The sequence below is a fragment of the Marinibaculum pumilum genome (assembly GCF_042646425.1).
In the GTDB taxonomy this organism is placed as follows: Bacteria; Pseudomonadota; Alphaproteobacteria; order Ferrovibrionales; family Ferrovibrionaceae; genus Marinibaculum; species Marinibaculum pumilum.
Window position 1 is genome coordinate 83,638 of the sequence record NZ_JBHRTR010000023.1, and the last position, 17,118, is coordinate 100,755.

The 17,118-nt window shown below is 71.0% G+C and carries 16 protein-coding genes; 9 read left to right on the forward strand and 7 right to left on the reverse strand.

Translation table 11 applies throughout. The annotated features are described in order from the left end of the window. The first annotated feature begins 89 nt into the window (after positions 1-89). From ACFOGJ_RS09450 to ACFOGJ_RS09475, 6 genes are all read left to right on the forward strand, one after another. On the forward strand, positions 90-641 hold the full coding sequence (locus ACFOGJ_RS09450) for a tetratricopeptide repeat protein (RefSeq protein WP_379899622.1): 552 nt from the start codon (positions 90-92) through the stop codon (positions 639-641). A 218-nt stretch (positions 642-859) separates the two neighbouring features. Further along, positions 860-2,461 (forward strand): glutamine-hydrolyzing GMP synthase, encoded by a 1,602-nt coding sequence (gene guaA / locus ACFOGJ_RS09455; RefSeq protein WP_379899624.1) that lies wholly within the window; start codon positions 860-862, stop codon positions 2,459-2,461. A 141-nt stretch (positions 2,462-2,602) separates the two neighbouring features. Continuing rightward, positions 2,603-2,809: an AbrB/MazE/SpoVT family DNA-binding domain-containing protein gene (locus ACFOGJ_RS09460; protein ID WP_379899626.1), complete on the forward strand. Its 207-nt coding sequence runs from the start codon at positions 2,603-2,605 to the stop codon at positions 2,807-2,809. Next, positions 2,806-3,213, forward strand: coding sequence for a type II toxin-antitoxin system VapC family toxin (locus ACFOGJ_RS09465; protein WP_379899627.1), 408 nt, complete (start codon positions 2,806-2,808; stop codon positions 3,211-3,213). Before ACFOGJ_RS09460 ends, ACFOGJ_RS09465 begins: the two co-directional genes overlap by 4 nt. Before the next feature lie 222 nt (positions 3,214-3,435). Next, positions 3,436-3,693, forward strand: a complete 258-nt coding sequence (locus ACFOGJ_RS09470; RefSeq protein ID WP_379899628.1) for a type II toxin-antitoxin system Phd/YefM family antitoxin — start codon at positions 3,436-3,438, stop codon at positions 3,691-3,693. After that, positions 3,690-4,115 (forward strand): type II toxin-antitoxin system VapC family toxin, encoded by a 426-nt coding sequence (locus tag ACFOGJ_RS09475; RefSeq protein ID WP_379899629.1) that lies wholly within the window; start codon positions 3,690-3,692, stop codon positions 4,113-4,115. Before ACFOGJ_RS09470 ends, ACFOGJ_RS09475 begins: the two co-directional genes overlap by 4 nt. Before the next feature lie 52 nt (positions 4,116-4,167). Here the strand turns inward: ACFOGJ_RS09475 and ACFOGJ_RS09480 are convergent, their stop codons facing one another. The 6 genes from ACFOGJ_RS09480 to ACFOGJ_RS09505 are packed head-to-tail and all read right to left on the reverse strand — an operon-like array spanning position 4,168 to position 12,947. Next, complete coding sequence (locus ACFOGJ_RS09480) at positions 4,168-5,169, reverse strand: NADPH:quinone oxidoreductase family protein (protein ID WP_379899630.1); 1,002 nt, start codon at positions 5,167-5,169, stop codon at positions 4,168-4,170. Next, the gene (locus tag ACFOGJ_RS09485) at positions 5,169-5,963 is read right to left on the reverse strand and encodes a crotonase/enoyl-CoA hydratase family protein (RefSeq protein WP_379899631.1); all 795 of its coding nucleotides are present in this window, start codon (positions 5,961-5,963) and stop codon (positions 5,169-5,171) included. The genes ACFOGJ_RS09480 and ACFOGJ_RS09485 overlap by 1 nt, the downstream gene beginning before the upstream one ends. Positions 5,964-5,996: 33 nt before the next feature. Continuing rightward, positions 5,997-7,223: a Wadjet anti-phage system protein JetD domain-containing protein gene (locus ACFOGJ_RS09490; RefSeq protein ID WP_379899632.1), complete on the reverse strand. Its 1,227-nt coding sequence runs from the start codon at positions 7,221-7,223 to the stop codon at positions 5,997-5,999. Next, the gene (locus ACFOGJ_RS09495; RefSeq protein WP_379899633.1) at positions 7,220-10,762 is read right to left on the reverse strand and encodes an SbcC/MukB-like Walker B domain-containing protein; all 3,543 of its coding nucleotides are present in this window, start codon (positions 10,760-10,762) and stop codon (positions 7,220-7,222) included. Before ACFOGJ_RS09495 ends, ACFOGJ_RS09490 begins: the two co-directional genes overlap by 4 nt. Continuing rightward, the gene (locus ACFOGJ_RS09500; RefSeq protein WP_379899634.1) at positions 10,762-11,448 is read right to left on the reverse strand and encodes a DUF4194 domain-containing protein; all 687 of its coding nucleotides are present in this window, start codon (positions 11,446-11,448) and stop codon (positions 10,762-10,764) included. Before ACFOGJ_RS09500 ends, ACFOGJ_RS09495 begins: the two co-directional genes overlap by 1 nt. Beyond that, a complete protein-coding gene (locus tag ACFOGJ_RS09505; protein WP_379899635.1) occupies positions 11,445-12,947 on the reverse strand; it encodes a Wadjet anti-phage system protein JetA family protein in 1,503 nt (500 codons plus the stop codon). Before ACFOGJ_RS09505 ends, ACFOGJ_RS09500 begins: the two co-directional genes overlap by 4 nt. 541 nt (positions 12,948-13,488) lie before the next feature. Here ACFOGJ_RS09505 and ACFOGJ_RS09510 point away from each other — a divergent pair. The 3 genes from ACFOGJ_RS09510 to ACFOGJ_RS09520 are packed head-to-tail and all read left to right on the forward strand — an operon-like array spanning position 13,489 to position 16,242. Further along, complete coding sequence (locus tag ACFOGJ_RS09510) at positions 13,489-13,881, forward strand: hypothetical protein (protein ID WP_379899636.1); 393 nt, start codon at positions 13,489-13,491, stop codon at positions 13,879-13,881. Positions 13,882-13,892: 11 nt separating this feature from the next. After that, positions 13,893-15,326, forward strand: coding sequence for a pyridoxal phosphate-dependent decarboxylase family protein (locus ACFOGJ_RS09515; RefSeq protein ID WP_379899637.1), 1,434 nt, complete (start codon positions 13,893-13,895; stop codon positions 15,324-15,326). A gap of 16 nt (positions 15,327-15,342) precedes the next feature. Beyond that, the gene (locus ACFOGJ_RS09520) at positions 15,343-16,242 is read left to right on the forward strand and encodes a hypothetical protein (protein ID WP_379899638.1); all 900 of its coding nucleotides are present in this window, start codon (positions 15,343-15,345) and stop codon (positions 16,240-16,242) included. A 45-nt stretch (positions 16,243-16,287) separates the two neighbouring features. Here the strand turns inward: ACFOGJ_RS09520 and ACFOGJ_RS09525 are convergent, their stop codons facing one another. Beyond that, positions 16,288-17,094: a hypothetical protein gene (locus ACFOGJ_RS09525; protein ID WP_379899639.1), complete on the reverse strand. Its 807-nt coding sequence runs from the start codon at positions 17,092-17,094 to the stop codon at positions 16,288-16,290. Between the last annotated feature and the right edge of the window lie 24 nt (positions 17,095-17,118).

Sequence of the window (17,118 nt, forward strand, 5' to 3'; positions counted from 1 at the left end):
GCAGACAGGATGCATCTGGCATCTATAATCCGTCCGTCGCCGGCCGGCACACCCACCGGCCGCGATCCGCCTCTGCCAGGGAGCCCATCATGCGCCAGCCGCCCATCCCGTCCCGCCGTCCCGTCGCCGCACCGTCGGCGCGACGCGCCTTCGCCGTGCTCGGCCTCTCGCTCGCCTTTGCCCTGGCGCTGCTGTTCGGCCAGGGCATGGCTCCGGCGCCGGCCTCGGCCATGGGCAACGACAACAACAGCTCTTCCGGCGGGCAGGCGATGGCCGCCGACCCCGACTTCACGGCGGGCCAGAAGGCGATCGAGATGAAGGACTGGCAGGCGGCGATCGACGCGCTGACCGCCTATGTCCGGCGCGAGCCCAATTCCGCCGACGCCTTCAACTATCTGGGCTATGCGCAGCGCAACCTGGGCAATTACGACGCCGCATTCGCCGCCTATGGCCAGGCGCTGAAGATCGACCCGGACCACAAGGGCGCGCACGAATATGTCGGCGAGGCCTATCTGCAGACCGGCAACCTGGCCAAGGCGGAAGAGCATCTGTCGAAGCTCGACGAGCTCTGCCTGTTCGGCTGCGCCGAATATACCGCCCTGAAGGAGGCGGTGGCCGCCTACAAGGCGAAGAATAGCTGATCCCCGATCCGCGTCGTCCCCGGGCCTGACCCGGGGACCCATTCCGCCAACCATGCGGCGGCGCCGGTGGCATGGACCCCATGGCCAGGCCATGGGACGACCCGGACGCCCGCGAGTCCCGTCCTCGCAGCCGGCTGCGGCGGGCCTCCGGTCCGCATCCCGTTTGCACCGCCACGCGCCGCTTGCAGCCGCCCGGCCGGCGGCCCTATACGGTCGCCATGACCGACAGCGCCCCCACCCCCGAGACTTTCGCCGTCGACCCGGTCGCCGCCGGGCACGACACCATCCTGATCGTCGATTTCGGCGCCCAGTACACCCAGCTGATCGCCCGCCGGGTGCGGGAGGCCGGGGTCTATTGCGAGATCGCGCCGTTCAACAAGGCGGCCGAGGCGCTGGCCCGGCTGGCGCCGAAGGGGATCATCCTGTCCGGCGGTCCCGCCTCGGTGGCGGAGGCCGGCACCCCGCGTATCGACGAGGCGGTGTTCGCGGCCCAGGTGCCGCTGCTGGGCATCTGCTACGGCCAGCAGGCGATGTGCGCGCAGCTCGGCGGCTCGGTCACCGCGCCGGAGCATCGCGAGTTCGGCCGCGCCTTCGTCGAGGTCACCGACGATTGCCCGCTGTTCGGCGGCGTCTGGGCGCCGGGCGCACGGGAACAGGTCTGGATGAGCCATGGCGACCATGTCGACCGGCTGCCGCCCGGCTTCCGCGCCGTCGGCGTCAGCGACGGCGCGCCCTTCGCCGCGATCTGCGACGAGGCGCGCGGCTATTACGGCGTGCAGTTCCACCCGGAGGTCAGCCATACCCCGCATGGCGGCGCGCTCTTGCGCAACTTCGTGCGCAATGTCTGCGGCTGTGCCGGCGACTGGACGATGGCGGCGTTCCGCGCCCAGGCGATCGCCGGCATCCGCGCCCAGGTTGGGCAGGGGCGGGTGATCTGCGGCCTGTCCGGCGGCGTGGACTCCTCCGTCGCCGCGGTGCTGATCCACGAGGCGATCGGCGACCAGCTGACCTGCGTCTTCGTCGACCATGGCCTGATGCGGGCGGGGGAGGCCGACGAGGTCGTGACCCTGTTCCGCGACCATTACAACATCCCGCTGGTGCACCGCGACGCGTCCGGCCTGTTCCTGGGCGAGCTGGCCGGGGTGACCGACCCGGAAGCCAAGCGCAAGACCATCGGCCGGCTGTTCATCGACGTCTTCGAGGCGGAGGCGAAAGCCGTCGGCGGCGCCGACTTCCTGGCGCAGGGCACCCTCTATCCCGACGTGATCGAGAGCGTGTCCTTCCACGGCGGCCCCAGCGTGACGATCAAGTCGCACCACAATGTCGGCGGCCTGCCCGAGCGCATGAACATGAAGCTCGTCGAACCCCTGCGCGAGCTCTTCAAGGACGAGGTCCGCGACCTGGGCCGCGAGCTCGGCCTGCCGGAGCGCCTGGTCGGCCGCCACCCCTTTCCGGGCCCCGGCCTGGCGATCCGCATTCCCGGCGAGATCACGAAGGAGAAATGCGACCTGCTGCGCAAGGTCGACGCAATCTACCTGGAGGAGATCCGCAATGCCGGCCTCTATGACGCCATCTGGCAGGCCTTCGCGGTGCTGCTGCCGGTGCGCACCGTCGGCGTGATGGGCGATGCCCGCACCTACGACCATGCCTGCGCGCTGCGCGCCGTGACCTCCACCGACGGCATGACCGCCGACGTCTTCCCCTTCGACCACGCCCTGCTGGGCCGCATGGCCACCCGCATCATCAACGAGGTCCGCGGCATCAACCGGGTGACCTACGACATCACCTCGAAGCCGCCGGGGACGATCGAGTGGGAGTGAGGTGGTGGTCGCTCGCCTGGCGGCGGTGCGTCTTGCGAACCCCGCGAGGGAGTAGATATTAGTAGTATCTACTTTTGGATCGGGTCTGCCATTTCGGGTTCCGAGAATGCGAAGCTGTTCAGGCATGGCGGCAGCCAGGCGGTGCGGCTGCCCAAGGCGTTCCGCCTGCCGGGGCGCGAGGTGCGGGTACGGCGGTTCGGGCAGGGGGTGATCCTGGAGCCGCTGGAGTTCGATGCCGATGCCTGGCTGGCTGCGCTTGCCGCCTACCGGGACGTGCCCTTCATGGACGAGGGGCGCGAGCAGCCGGAGATGCCGGCCGACGACGACGATGCTGCTCTCGATCCATGATCTGCCTGGACACGAACGTCGTTATCGCCGTCCTGAAACAGGCCACGGCCCGGGTCGTCGAGCGGTTTGCCGGGGAAATGGGGACGGGGGAGCTTGCCCTGTCCTCGATCGTCCTTTTCGAAGTGCACTATGGCGTCGCCAATTCCGGACGCAGACGGGAGAATGCCGAACGGCTGGCGATCTTCCTGCAGGCGCCGCTGGAGATCCTGCCCTTCGCGCCGGAGGACGCGGCCGAAGCCGGCGGCATGCGTGCGGCACTCAAGGCCGTCGGAACCCCGATCGACCCCTATGACCTGCTGATTGCGGCGCAGGCACGTCGCCGCGGGGCGGTCCTGGTCACCGCCAATCATGCGGAATTCACCCGGGTGCCGGGGCTGGCCCTGGAGGATTGGCGTGCCGGCTGAGAGGGCGGTCCCGGCCGCACGCCAGCAGCCGCACCGGCACGCCGCGTGCAGCGCTCCTGACCAGATAGATGGCCATATAGCCAACCCGGGTCAGCCCTGCCGGCGCCATGTCGGGCGGCACCGCCGTCCTCGGCCTGATCGGACGCCCTATCTTGTAGACACGTTGCTATTTTTCTATATTCCGGCCTTCGCCCGCTTTTGCAATCAGCGGTGGAGACATGGATGAGCATCACGACGATTTCCAGCCGAAGGTTCAACCAGGACGCCGGTGGCGCGAAGAAGGCGGCCGAGAAAGGGCCCGTCATCATCACAGATCGTGGCCGACCGGCGCATGTCCTGCTGAGCTATGGCGATTATCAGAAGCTGGTCGGCGGGCAGCGCAGCCTGCTTGAGATTGTCGCGCAGGACGAGGACGACGAGATCGATTTCGAGCCGCCACGCATGGACGACAGTTTCTCCCGTCCGGCTGAATTCGATTGAGCTATCTGCTGGATACCAATGTCTGGTCCGAACTGCGCAATCGCCGGCGTGGCGATGCCCATGTCCGGTCATGGGCAGAAGCCGTGCGCGAGGACGAGCTGTTCCTGTCTGTGGTGACTGTCTACGAACTCGAACTCGGCGTTCAGCTCATGGAGCGGCGCGATGCGCGGCAGGGCGCGCGGCTGCGGACCTGGCTGGAAGAACGGGTGTTGGCTCCGTTCGCGCGGCGGGTCCTGCCTTTTGACCTCGCCATCGCCCGGCGCTGTGCAGCCCTTCATGTGCCGGACCGGCGGCCCGAACGTGACGCGATGATCGCCGCCACGGCCCTGGTCCATGGCCTGACGGTCGTCACGCGCAATCGCGTCGATTTCGACCCGATGGGCGTTGCCGTGCTTGATCCCTGGCAGTCGCCCGGCGATTGAACCCGAAGCCGCTCGGCTGGACAATGCCGTTGTCGGTTTCTTTGCCCCGCCCTCAGGGCAGCAGCACCACCTTGCCGATCACCTTGCGGTCCTGCACCCGGCGCAGGGCGTCCGCGAACTGCGCCAGCGGCAGCTCGCGGTCGATCACGGGGTGCAGGCGGCCCTGCTCGAACAGCGCGAACAGCTCGTCGAACAGGGTGCGGACCCGGGCGCGCAGGGCGGGCGGGGCCTGGGTCTTTCCCCAGGCCATGTAATAGCCCCAGTAGAGGCCGATCAGGCTCAGGTTCTTCACCAGCAGGATGTTGGCCGGGACCTGCGGGATCCGGCCGGAGGCATAGCCGATGGTCAGGATCCGGGCCAAAGGCGCGACGCAGCGCAGGGACTGGTCGAACAGGTCGCCGCCGACCGGGTCGAAGACGATATCCACGCCGCTGCCGCCGGTCAGGTCGAGCACCGCCTCCCGGATCGGGCCGGCGCGATGGTCGATCACGGCGGCGGCGCCATGGGCGCGGGCGGCGGCAGCCTTGTCCGGGCTGCCCGCGGTGGCGATCACGCGCGCGCCCAGGGCCGCGCCGATCTCAACCGCCGCCAGGCCGCTGGCGCCCGCCGCGCCGTGCACCAGCAGTGTCTCCCCCGGCTGCAGTTGTGCGCGCCAGGCCAGCGCGCAATGCGCCGTGGCATAGATCGTCGGGAAATGGGTCGCGGCGGCGAAGCCGAGCCCGGCGGGAATGCGGAAGACATTGCCGGCGGCGGCGACGGCCTCCGCCGCGAAGCCGCCGGAGGGCAGGCCGGCGCAGACCCGGTCGCCCGGCTGCAGGCCGTGACCGCCTTCGCCGGACAGCTCGGTGACGATGCCGGCAATCTCCGTCCCCGGGGTGAAGGGCAGGTCCGGGCGGTTCTGGTGCCGGCCCTCGAGCACCAGCAGGTTGGCAAAGCTGACCCCCGCCGCCTGCACCGCGATCCGCACCCCGCCCGGCAGCATCGCCGGCGGCGGCACCTCCTCCAGCGCCAGCGCGTCGATGCCGCCGAAGCTGCGGGCGCGGACCGCACGCATCAGTCGGGGTCCGGGTCGTTGGCGGCGGCGCCATGGCGGCCGGCGCCGGCGGCGAAGCGTGCCGCGCCGGCCTGCGCCTCCAGGCGCTTCGCCGCCGCCGCCAGGTCCATCTCCTGCGCGAAGGCGTCGGGCAGGGAGAGGTCCCATTGCCGGATCGCGGACTGCCGGTCCGACCGCATGGCGATCTGCGGGAAGGCGGCGATTTCATGCGCCAACGCCACGGCCGCGGCCAGCGCCTGGCCGGGCGGCACCAGCCGGTCGACGAGTCCGATCGCCACCGCTTCCGCCGCGCCGACCTTGCGCGCGGTCAGCAGCATGTCGAGCGCACGCCCCGTGCCGACCAGCCGCGGCAGGCGGACCGTCGTGCCGTCGCTCATCGGCACGCCCCAGCGCCGCGACAACACCGCGAAGGTGGCGCCTTCCTCCGCCACCCGCAGGTCGCAGCGCAGCGCCACGCCGAGCCCGCCGGCACAGGCATAGCCGGCCACCGCCGCGATCACCGGCTTCGACAGGATGTCGTGGCAGGGGCCGTCCGGATCGCCCGCCCAGGCGCGGTACTGCTGGCCGGCAGCCAGCGCCTTCAGGTCGGCGCCGGCACAGAAATGCCCGCCGGCCCCGGTCAGCACGCAGGCGCGCAGCCCCTCGTCGGCGTCGAAGGCGCGCAGGGCCCGGGTCAGGGCGTCCGCCGCCTCGTTGTCCAGTGCGTTGCGGACCTCCGGCCGGTCGATGGTGACGATGGCGACCGGGCCGTCGGTCTCGAATTTCAGCTTCGCCGTGCCGGTGTCGAAGGCCATTCCCGTCCCTCCCGTTCGTGGTCCCGTGCGCCGCTACGGCGCCGCCGCATCGGCTTCCGCCGGTGCAGGGGCGAGGTCCGGCGGCGCCGGGTCGATCTCCTCCTGCTCCAGATGCCGTGCCGTGTCCGAGGCCAGGAAGGCGGCGAGCCCGGCAATGGCGCTGTCGCTGTCCGCCAGGGCCTGCAGGCCCGCGGCGGCGGCTGCGGGGGTGCCGCGGCCGGCGGTGGCACGGTCCATCAGGTGCGGCTGCAGCGGCCGTGCCAGCACATCTTCCAGGCAGCGGAAGATCCGCAGGCCCCAGGGGTCGATATCGCCCCAGTGGAAGAACGGCACCGTCGGCGGCAGGGCCGCGTCCAGCCGCGCCACCAGCGCCTGCACGGCGCGCGACGGGAAGCCGCCGGAATAGAGGATCAGGCCGTCATCCGCGATCTCGCGCGCATGGCGGTTGAAGCTCGCGAAATTCTCGATCGACAGCAGATAGGCGGGGGCGGTGGTGCAGGTCAGGGCCGCCACCTGCTCCGGCGCCAGGGCCGCATAGGGGCGCAGCGCCGACAGGTCGACCGGGCCGCCCGCCATGGTCACCGCCACCGGCCCGCGCAGGCAGATCGGTGCGGGGAACTTGCGGATGCCCAGCTCCTCCAGCAGGGCGGTCGGGTCGGCGCCCTCCAGGCCGTTGAGGGTGGCCAGGACCTGCGCCACCCGGCCGGCCTGCCCCTTGCGTTCCAGCGCCTTGCTGTCGCCGGCCGCGCGGCGGCAGAAGGTGCGCTGGTCGACATCCTGGTGCAGCCCGTCGACCCAGCCGCGGAGCAGGCGCAGGAAGCTGCCGGCGGTGTCGAGGTCGAAGGGCGCGATGCCGTACGGCGCCTCGCGTCGAGCCCAGCCGGTGGCCAGTTCGTTCGGGATCGCGGCGATAGTCGCCTCCCGGTCCTCGACCAGGCTGCGCAGGGCTCCTACCGCCCGGGCCGCGCGGTCGGCCGCCGGCTCCCGGCCGAGATGGCGGTAGAGCCTGGCCGGATCGATCAGCCGGACGCGGGCAACCTCGTGCCGGTCGAAGGGCCCGCGGCCACGTTCTACGGTAACGGCGCCGGCCGCCGCGGCAGCGTCCAGCGCATTTTCGAACGGTCGGTGGGCGGCATGGCTGGGCATCGCCTCATAGGCGGGATGCGCGATGATTGCCGCCTTGCGGTCGGGCTGGCTCTCGACCACGTCCAGCATCCAGGACAGCAAAGCCCCGGCATCGGCAAAGCGCGGGACGCTCATTCCGCCGCCCGGCTGCTTTCGCCCGAAACAGAAGTCGACGCAGAACCCGGCGCATCGGCTGTCCTCTCGGCGATCGCCAGCAGCTGTTCGCGGGTCAGGGTGGAGGGGTCCTCGCGCTCCACCGCCGCCCGCAGCTCCGGGCCGGGGGCATAGCTTTCCACCTGCGCCCGGTCGCCGCTGCGCCAGACCTCGTGGATCCGGTCCATGCGGGAGACCAGCGCGGTCTGGCCGCTCAGCGGCGCCGCGACCACCGGCTGCAGGCCGATGGCGGTGAAGAAGTCGAGCATGCGGCGCTGGTTGTTGGGGTCCATCTTGGAGAAGGCCTCGTCGAACAGGGCCAGGCCGGCGCCGCCGCTGCGCGGCGCCCGGGCGCCGCGATAGGCGGCGGCCAGCGCCGCGCCCATGGCGATGTAGAACGGGGTCTGGCTTTCCGCGCCGGAACCGGTGCCCTTTCGCGCCTGGAAGGAGACCCAGCGGTCGGTGTCGACCTGCGCGCTTTCGAGCCAGAACACCCAGTAGTTGCGATAATCCTCGAAGCCGGCGGCGTCGACCTCCTCCGACAGCAGCAGCCGCTTCACGCTCTCCACCGCCGGGGTCAGGCGGTCGCCCTCCTGCCTGCGGTCGTCGAACAGCGACATCAGGCCGTCCGGATCCTCCGCCGCCCGCTCCGCCAGCTGAATCACGCCCTCGTATTCGGCGGCCACCCGCTGGCGGAAGCGATAGCGTTCCTGGTGGAAGCTGCGCGGCCGGAGGATCGCGTTGATGCGGTCGATCTCTTGCCGGACGATCTCCATCCGGTCGCGCACGGCGGCCACGAACTCGGTCTGGAAGACCTTGCTCATCTCCCGCGCGGCGCGCTCCATCTGGCTCTCGAATTCCAGCAGCGCATGGCCTTCCAGATGGCCGATGCGGGCGCGGATGCGCTCGTCCGCCGCCGCCACCGACAGGCGCGCGCTCTGCAGCTCCTCGGCCTGCGGGGTCGCGATCCGGCGGCGATACTCGTCGACCCGGCTCCAGAACGCATCGCGGGCGGCATTGGCAATGGCTTCGCGCTGTCCCCGGCGCTGCTGCGCCTCGTGCGCCAGCACCTTCGGCTCGTCGTGCAGGCGGGACAGCCGCTCGCGGAACTGCCGGCGCATCTGCGGCCGGCCGGGCAGGCGCAGGCCGGCGCCGGCGGGGATGTTGCGCTCCGCCTGCTTCAGCTGCTCCAGCCGGTAGCGATAGCAGAGCCGGGAGCCGGGATAGTCCTCGCCGCGGTCCAGCTCCGCCTGCGCGGCGGCGGCATCGTTCTCCGCCTTCAGCTTCGTGGCCAGCGCCGCATCGCGCTCTTCCCGCAGCGCGGCGATGCGGGCGGCGAGGGCCTCGGCCTCGGCCTGCCAGTCCGGCGCGATGCTGCCCTCGATCTTGCGCCGCTGCGCGGCCAGAGCCTCCAGCCGCGCCTCGGCCAGGCCGCGTGCCTCGTCCAGATGATCGACCGGCCGGCGGCCGCCGGCGCCGGCCTCCAGCAGGCGGCGCAGCGCGTCGGCGGCGGCCTGGCGCTGCCGGATCTCGGCGGAAGCGCGCTGCACCTCGGCCTGCAGGCGCTCCATCTCCGCCGCCAGATGGCGCTCGGCGGCGGCGCCGACCTCGCGCCCCAGCAGCGGCGGGCCGCGGAAACCCAGCCGGCGCACGCTCAAGCCATCGTCGTAGTAGCAGTCGCGCATGATCGCCCGGCCGGGCGCGCGCAGCGCCTCGACCGTGTCGGCCAGCCGCACCTCGCCGATGCGGCGGCGCAGATAGCCCGCGACTAGCGGGTCGTCGGAGGTGACGATCGCCGCCATGCTGCCGGCTGCGGGGGCACCTTGCGGGACCGTGACCTTGTCTGTGCGCGCCACCCGGCAGCGGCGGAAGCGCTCGCCCTGGCGGCGCCAGAAGCGGATCGCCGGCTCCACCTGCGCTGGCGGCAGGATGATCGCTTCGCGCTCGGCCCCCAGCAGCGCCTCCGCGGCGTCGCGCCAGCTCTCGTCGGTGACGGAGACGAGGGCGCAGAGCACCTGCGGCGCCAGCCCCTCGTCCTGCAGCGCCTGCATGAAGGCGGCGGTCTCGCCGCCGATCGGCGCCTGGCCGCCGCGCAGCCGCTGCAGCATCTCCCGTCCCTGGTCGTAGCCCGCCTGCGCCTGCTCCATCGCCGCCGCGGCGCGGCGCGCCTCGCGCTCCAGATGCGCGGCGGCGGCGGCACCCTCCTTCGCGGCGGCGATCCCGTCGATGGCGCGGCGCAGTGCGCCGGGCGCGCGCGGGAAATCGGCCGGATCGGCGCCAGCCAGTGCTTCCGGACCCGCCAGGGCCTCCAGCCCGGCCAGCCGCTCCGCCAGGCCGCCGAGGCCGGCAGCGCCGGCCAGCAGCCCGGACCGCGCCGCCAGCACCGCGGCGGCGCAGTCCTGCCGCCAGAGATCGAGGTCGCGCTGCGCATCCTCGCGCTCCCGGCTTGCATCCTTTTCCTGCAGGCCGATGCTCTGCAACTGGCCGGCGGCGCTCTGCGCGATCTTCGCCTGGATGTCCTGCTGCGCGGCCTCGGCCTCGCGCAGCTCCGCATCGCCGCGCTCCAGCTCTTCCGCGGCCAAGGCCGCCTCGGCGCGTTTCTCGGACATCCGGACCCGGTTGCGCCGCAACAGGCGCCAGGCCTGCTGCGCCTCGGCGCGGCTCATCGTCCAGCCCTCGGCGAACCAGCCGGCCAGAGCCTCGAAATGACGCTCCGCCTCGCGCGCCGCCTCCTGCAGCAGGCCGATCTCGATGCGGATCAGCTTGATATGGCGGTCCACCTCCCGGTAGGTGGCGATGGCGGTGCGCAGCTGGGCGATGCCGATCGGCTTTTCCGGCAGCAGGAACTGCTTCACGAACTGGTCGTCGCTGCTGACCTGGCGATAGGCGACGGTCTTCACGAACGGCTTGGCGAAGACCGACGGCTGCGGGCTGCGGCCGCCGGCGTTCAGCGCTTTCATCCACTCGCCGATGAAGCGCTCCGGCCCGGTGGGCGCGAGGAAGGCGCCGCCGGGCTGCGCCGCCACCCGTCGGGCGATGCGTGCGGAGGCGTTCTCCCAGTCCCGCGGCAGCAGGTAGCGCTCGCCGTCTTCCTCCGCCTCCTCCACGAAATCGGCCAGGCCGAGCGCCAGCCCCTTCACGACGAAGGGACTGCTGCGTTCCGCCGGGTCGCCCAGGCTGGCGACCAGGTTGACGCCGAAGGTGACGTCGTGGCCGGTCTCCTCGTCCTTGAAATGCAGCGCGATCCAGGTCACGGCGCTGTCGCGCAGCGGCGGCTGCTCGGGCGCCACCATGCCCAGGCAGTAGCTGCGCACGGTGCGCCGGCTGCGCTCGTCGCCTGCGGCGCGGTTCAGCTCCCGCCAGCTGCCGTGATTGCCCAGCATCGCCACCTGGATCGCGTCCAGCAGGGTGGACTTGCCGCTGCGGTTCTCGCCGATCACGGCGGTGAGCCGGGAGAAGGGCAGTTCCAGCGGCTCGAAATTGTGCCAGTTGACCAGAACGAGGTGGTTCAGCAGGTACATCAGGGCGCCTCCGGGTCGGTTGCGGCTCCCGGAGCTGCTTCGGGCGGTGCATCGGATGCCATCTTGTCCAGCATCCGCTCCTCCTCGCCGGCGAACTGGCGCAGCGCCTCCCGCACATCGGCGGAGACGACCAGCTTGATCATCGGCCGGATGAAGACCTCGAAATCCAGGCTCTCCTCGTCGGCCTCGCCGACCGCCACGATGCCGCGCCGGCGCACCTCGCCGAGCAGCTCGCGGAACTCGGAATCCTTCATCCGCTCGCGCCCCAGCAGGGTGGCATAGCGGTCGAACAGCTCGCCGGTATCGGTGCGCACCACCGCGCCCTGCTCGACCTCGCCGACATTGATCTTCTCCTGGTAGACCAGGGCGGCGACCAGCAGCAGCAGGGTCTCCGCCTGGCGCATGCGGGGCAGGGCGCCGGCCAGGTCGGGATAGAGCCCCATATCGGGCAGCAGGCCGACCCACTGCTCGCCCTCGTTGCGGACCAGGCGGCGGCCGATGGCGTCGAACAGACCCTCGAAATAGCGCCAGTACCGATCGTCGACCAGCAGGTGGTAGTGCTGCGCGGCGCCGCGGTCGGCGGCGTGCAGGAACTGCCGGTCGAGCAGGGCGGCGGCGGCGCGGCGCAGCTTGCGGTCGTCATGCCCGGCCGCCTCCAGCTCCAGCAGTTCGCGCAGGATGCTCATGGCGCCTCTCGCCGGTCGGTGCCTGGCCCCGGGCCGCGGCGAAGGGCGAAGTTCGGACATTCGATCCAGGCGCTGCTGTGCAGCCCCGGCATCTCTTCCGCCAGGAAGCGGCCGTCCAGCAGCGCCGGGCCGGCATGGCGCCGTCGCCGCACCTCGTCGAACAGCAGGAAATCCTCCAGGCTCTCGAGCCGGATCACCCTGGCCTCGACCGCGCCGCCGGCGGGCACGCAGCGCTCCAGGAAGGCCGCCACTTCGGCATCGCTGCGCGGCGCGAACAGCCGGGCGAAGCGGCGCGCGAGGCTGCGGTAGACCTCTTCCGCCGGGTCGCGGCTGATCGGGGCGATGCGCTGCGGCGCGACCGGGGCCCGCGCGGCGCGCGGCTGCGCCGCCAGCTCGGCCGCCCAGGGGCGGTCGTGGCGGGGCAGGGCGCAGGGCCAGTCCGCCGGCGGCAGGCCGGCCGCCTCCCGCCGTTCCGCGATCGCATCCAGGCGGCGGATCAGATCGGCCACCTCCGACGAGAAGCTGTCGTCGGCGCGTTCCATGTAGCGGACGGTGTTGCGTAGCCGTTCCTCCAGCCGCGCGCGGAAGGCGTTCAGCCGGCCCATGAAATCGTCGACCGAGGCGAAGGTGCCCTCGATTTCGCCGAGATGGCCCTCCACCGCCAGCCAGGCCTCCGCCTCGTCCGGCGCGATGCTGGCCTGGACGTATTTCCGCGCGAGCTCCTGCCGTCGCTGCTCGTGTTGGCGCAGCTCGTCCACGCTGCGCAGGATCTCGTGCCGGTGGTGATAGGGATGGTCGCTGGTCAGCACGGCGCGGAAGTCGACGATCACCACCCGGTCGACGAACTCGTCGATGAAATGCCGCAGCCGGGCCTCCAGGTCGCCGCTGGTCATCAGGGAGCGCTCGACATCGCGCAGCGAGGCATGGATGGCGCGCAGCCGCCGGACGAAGCCGCCCGCGCTCTCCGCCGCCCGCGGCAGGGCCAGCAGCGACCGCTCCTCGCCGTCGAGGATGGCGCGCACCGCAGTGCGGATCTCCGCCACGACGCCGGCGAAGAGCTGCGACAGGCCGGCCTCGATCGCCACCAGCTGTTCCGCCAGGGCCATGGCGGCGGGCGGCATCTCGACCTGGGTGTTAAAGCCGAACGGCTCTTCCACCAGCCAGCCGGTCGCCAGCATCCGGGCATAGACATGGTTGCTGCGCTGGCCGACCGGGTCGCCGGCCTGGCTGCCTGCGGCCTGCCGCCGGATGCGGCGGCGGCCCAGCCGGCGCGCCGGCGGCGGCAGCTCGGCCAGCACCTCTTCGTCCGCCCAGAGCGCGGCATTGCCGCGCACGGTCTCGGCAATGTGCAGCAGCACGTCCTGGCGGAACGGGCTGGCGAAGCTGCTGCCGCTGTAGAACTCCCGGTACAGGGCGGCGATCACGCAGGCATAGAGCTGCCGGTTGCTGCCGGAGAACAGCAGGAAGATGTCGTCATGCAGCCGGCCGAAAAGGGGCATCGATCAGAACCGCCATGGCATTGGGCTTTGCGGGCCGGGCCGCCGGCCCGTCTGCGTGGTCGCACTCCTTGTCACCCTGCGGGCGAGAGATCAATATCGCCGGCGGCCCGCTTCCGACGCCGCCCCCGATGCCGCTGCCGATCCGCGTGTACTGGGCCACTGGAAGGGCGGATCATCGCCGTTCGCCACTGCCCCGGCCGGGCCGCGGTCCGTGCCGGTCCTCCGACTCGAAGAGCCCCTGCGGGATCAATCGCAACCGATCCTGCAGCCCGGCGACGCTGCCGGCGTCAGTCAATGGCCCGCTGGCAATGGCCCCTCCCTGCACCGACAGGCCGGCCAGGGATCTGCCGGCTGCACGTCATGGATGCATGACTACATCGTTCCAGTAATGTTCGCAAACCTGACTGCGTGGTCGCACGGGCCAGGATACCGTTCCGGAAAGGGGGACTGCGCGCCAGGGGGCCGTTGCGCGGAATAGTCGTTACCTTTGACAAATAAGAACATATAAGGAACATACGGATGCACGTTTCACGGGCGGACGATGGTAGCGACGCAGCTGAGCCTTCCATTCGCGGCACCCGCATTGCCGCCGCGCGACCTTTATTTCTTCGCCCTCCGGCCGGACGATCCGGCACGCGTTGCGATTGCCGAACTGGCCCGCTTCTGCCGGGGCGTAAACGGCCTTCCGGAGCGCTCGATCGCGGCGGATCGGCTGCATGCCAGCCTGCTGGTGGTCGAGGGCCGGCAGGGGTTCCGGCGCGGCGCCGTCGCCATGGGCATCCGCAAGGTTGCGCCAGCCTTCTACTGCGGCTGCGGGTTCTGTACGACATGTCCGGCGGGGCCGGTCGGGATCTGGCAGAGCAGATCCGGGCCGATGTCTGTTCTGGGCCTGCCAGGGCCGGCGGACGCCACCATGACTGCAGAAATCGGGTAGGGGGACGCGCTTTGAAACCTGAGGAATTCCGCCGCCACGGCCATGCCATTGTGGACTGGCTGGCCGACTACCAGGAGCGCATCCGGGACCTGCCGGTGCAGGCGGGCAGCAGCCCGGGCGATGTGAAGGCGCTGCTGCCGGCGATGCCGCCGCAAGAGGCGGAGCCGTTCGAGGCGATCCTGGCCGATATCGACCGGGTGGTGCTGCCGCACCTGTCCTTGTGGCAGCACCCGTCCTTCTTCGGCTATTTCCCGGCCAATGCGCTGCCCGCCGGCATCCTCGCCGACTTCCTCAGCACCGGGCTGGGCGTGCTGGGCCTGTCCTGGCAATCCTCGCCCGCAGTGACCGAGGTGGAGGAGGTGGTCGTCGACTGGTTCCGCCAGATGGCTGGCCTGTCGCCCGGCTGGTTCGGGGTCATCCAGGACACTGCCTCCACCGCCACCCTGGTGGCGCTGATCTGCGCGCGGGAACGGGCGACCGGCAACAGCTTCGACCGTGGCGGCCTGCAGGAGCAGGCGCCGCCGCTGGTCGTCTACACCTCTGCCAGCGCCCATTCCTCTGTGGAGAAGGCGGCGCTGCTGGCCGGCATCGGCCGCGCCCATGTACGGATGATCGCCATCGACGACGCCTTCGCGATGCAGCCAGAGGCGCTGGAGTCGGCGATCGCGGCGGACCTGGCGGCGGGCCACGTCCCTTGCGCCGTGGTCGCCGCGGTCGGCGGCACGGCCACCACATCGATGGACCCGGTGGCGGCGATCGCCGCCATCGCGCGCCGGCACGGCCTGTGGCTGCATGTCGATGCGGCGATGGCCGGCAGCGCGATGATCCTGCCGGAATGCCGCTGGATGTGGGACGGGATCGAGGGTGCCGACAGCCTGGTGGTGAACGCGCACAAATGGCTCGGCGTGCCGTTCGACTGCTCGCTCTATTTCGTGCGGGACGAGGCGCAGCTCCTGCGGGTGATGTCGACCAACCCGTCCTTCCTGCAATCGGCGGTGGACGACAGGGTACGCAATCTTCGCGACACGTCGATCCCGCTGGGCCGGCGGTTCCGGGCGCTGAAGCTCTGGTTCGTGATCCGCGAGCAGGGGGTGGCCGGCCTGCAGGCGCGGCTGCGCCGCGACATGGCGCTGGCGCAGGACCTCGCCCGGCAGGTCGCGGCGGCGCCGCATTGGCGCCTTGTCGCGCCGGTCGTCCTGCAGACCCTGTGTGTCCGGTTCGAGCCGCCGGAGGTGCCGGCCGGGCGGCTGGACGATTTCACGCGGGACTGGGCCGCCGCCGTCAATGCCTCGGGAAAGGCCTATCTCACCCCGGCCGTGGTGGCGGGTGCCTGGATGGTGCGGATCTCGATCGGCGCCCATACGACCGAGGCAGCGGATGTCGCAGCCCTGTGGGACCTGGTGCAGGCGGTCGCCGCGAAGCGCGCCATGGATTATGCGGCATGACGGGAAACCGGGCGACATGACCCGGAAGCGGGCGGTCCTTCTGGCCGGCTCCATTACCCACCTGAAGGCGGCGGTCGGCGGCGCCGTGGTGCTGACTGGGTCGCATGGCGCAACCTTTGTCGCCGCCTATGCGCTGCGCCTGGGGGCCGGGGCGCTGGTATGCCACGATGCCGGGCTGGGGCTGGAGCATGCCGGCATTGCCGGCCTCGCCATGCTCGACGCTCATGGCATCCCTGCAGCCGCCGTGAGCCATGACAGCGCCCGGATCGGCGATGCCGACGACATGCAGCTGCGCGGCCGGATCTCTGCCGCGAACGCGGCCGCCCGGTCGCTTGGCGTGGACGAAGGACAGGCCTGTCGCGATGCCGTCGCGCGCCTCGCCGCTGCGGCGGACGGCAGTCCTGTCGAAAACCAGGCAGGGTACAGCGCTGCGGTCGCCGCGGCGCAATCCGGGGAAGCGGGCGCGCAGGCGGATCACCGGCATGTCCTGGGGCTGGTGCGGTGCGCTCTGTTCCCGGAGCCGGTTGAGATCGTCTGCCTCGATTCCGCTTCCGATATCACCGCTGCCGATGCCGGCAAGGTCGTGCTGACGGGCTCGCATGGGGGCCTGCCGGCGGGCGAAACCGCCAGTGCCGTCAAGGCTGGCGTGCGGCTGGTCGCCTTCAACGATGCCGGGGTCGGCATCGACCGGGCCGGGATCGCGCGCCTGCCGGCGCTCGACGGTCTGGGCATTCCCGGCATTGCGGTCGCCGCCGCCTCGGCACGGATCGGCGATGGACGCTCCACCTACGGCACGGGGCGCGTCTCCCACGTCAATGCTCTCGCCGCCGATCTGGGAATCGCCCCCGGGGAAACGATCAGGGACATTCTTCGGCCCCAGTCTTCGGCCCCAGTCCGATTGAAGTTGGCCGATTGAAGTCGTCCGACTGAAGCCGGTCGCTCCACCCGGCCGGGCGCGGACTCAACGCCTGCCGTCGTCCTGGCTGCGGAGTTGCCGCAGGACCGCCTGCAGTTCCGACTGCAACCGGTCCGCGGGCAGGCCATCGTCGACCAGGTCCCTGTTCTGCAGGACCAGGGGAAAGTCCCCCAGCACGGTGATCGCGTTGAAGGCGGCGGAGACCTGCCAATAGGGCTCGCCCTGGCCGCCGGTGCGGGACGGGGTGGTCCGGTGCGCCTTCAGATCTGCCACGTATACGACATCCCTCTCGCGCTCCCGGCGGGCAAGAAGGACGGTAGGCACCGTCCGCGGTTCGTCGCTGGCCGGTGCGGTCGCGACGATATTGGCCATCGTTGCGAGCGCCTCCGCGTCCGAAGCGGGCCAGGACGTCTCGTCATTTGATGCGTCAAGCCGGTCGATATAGGCCTCCCGGCTCATCGAGCCCATGGTGCCGAACTGTCCGTTGGGACGCACCGGGACGGAGAGGACCATCATGCGTGCGGGGAAGAACGGGCCGTAGAAATACTCAAGATTGTCGACCCGGCGGAGCCAGTCGCAATCGGCAAGCCAGAGAACCAGGCCCAGACCCTCGTCGAATTGGGTTTTTACCGTCCTGGCGAAAAGATATTGCCTGACGGGCAGCGCGAGAGATGCGTGGTCGAGTTCGACCGGGCACAGGTCCTCGGGCGGAATGAAGTCGTAGCTCATGCCGCCCAGGTCCAGTCTGGCCTTGCGGTCCTGCGCCTCTGCGATGCCCCCGGCGACGAAGGGCAGCAGCGAGAACGCCAGCCCCGCGACCATGGCCGTGACGGATCTCGCGCCTTGCCCCATGCAATCGGTCCTCCAAGAGCCTTT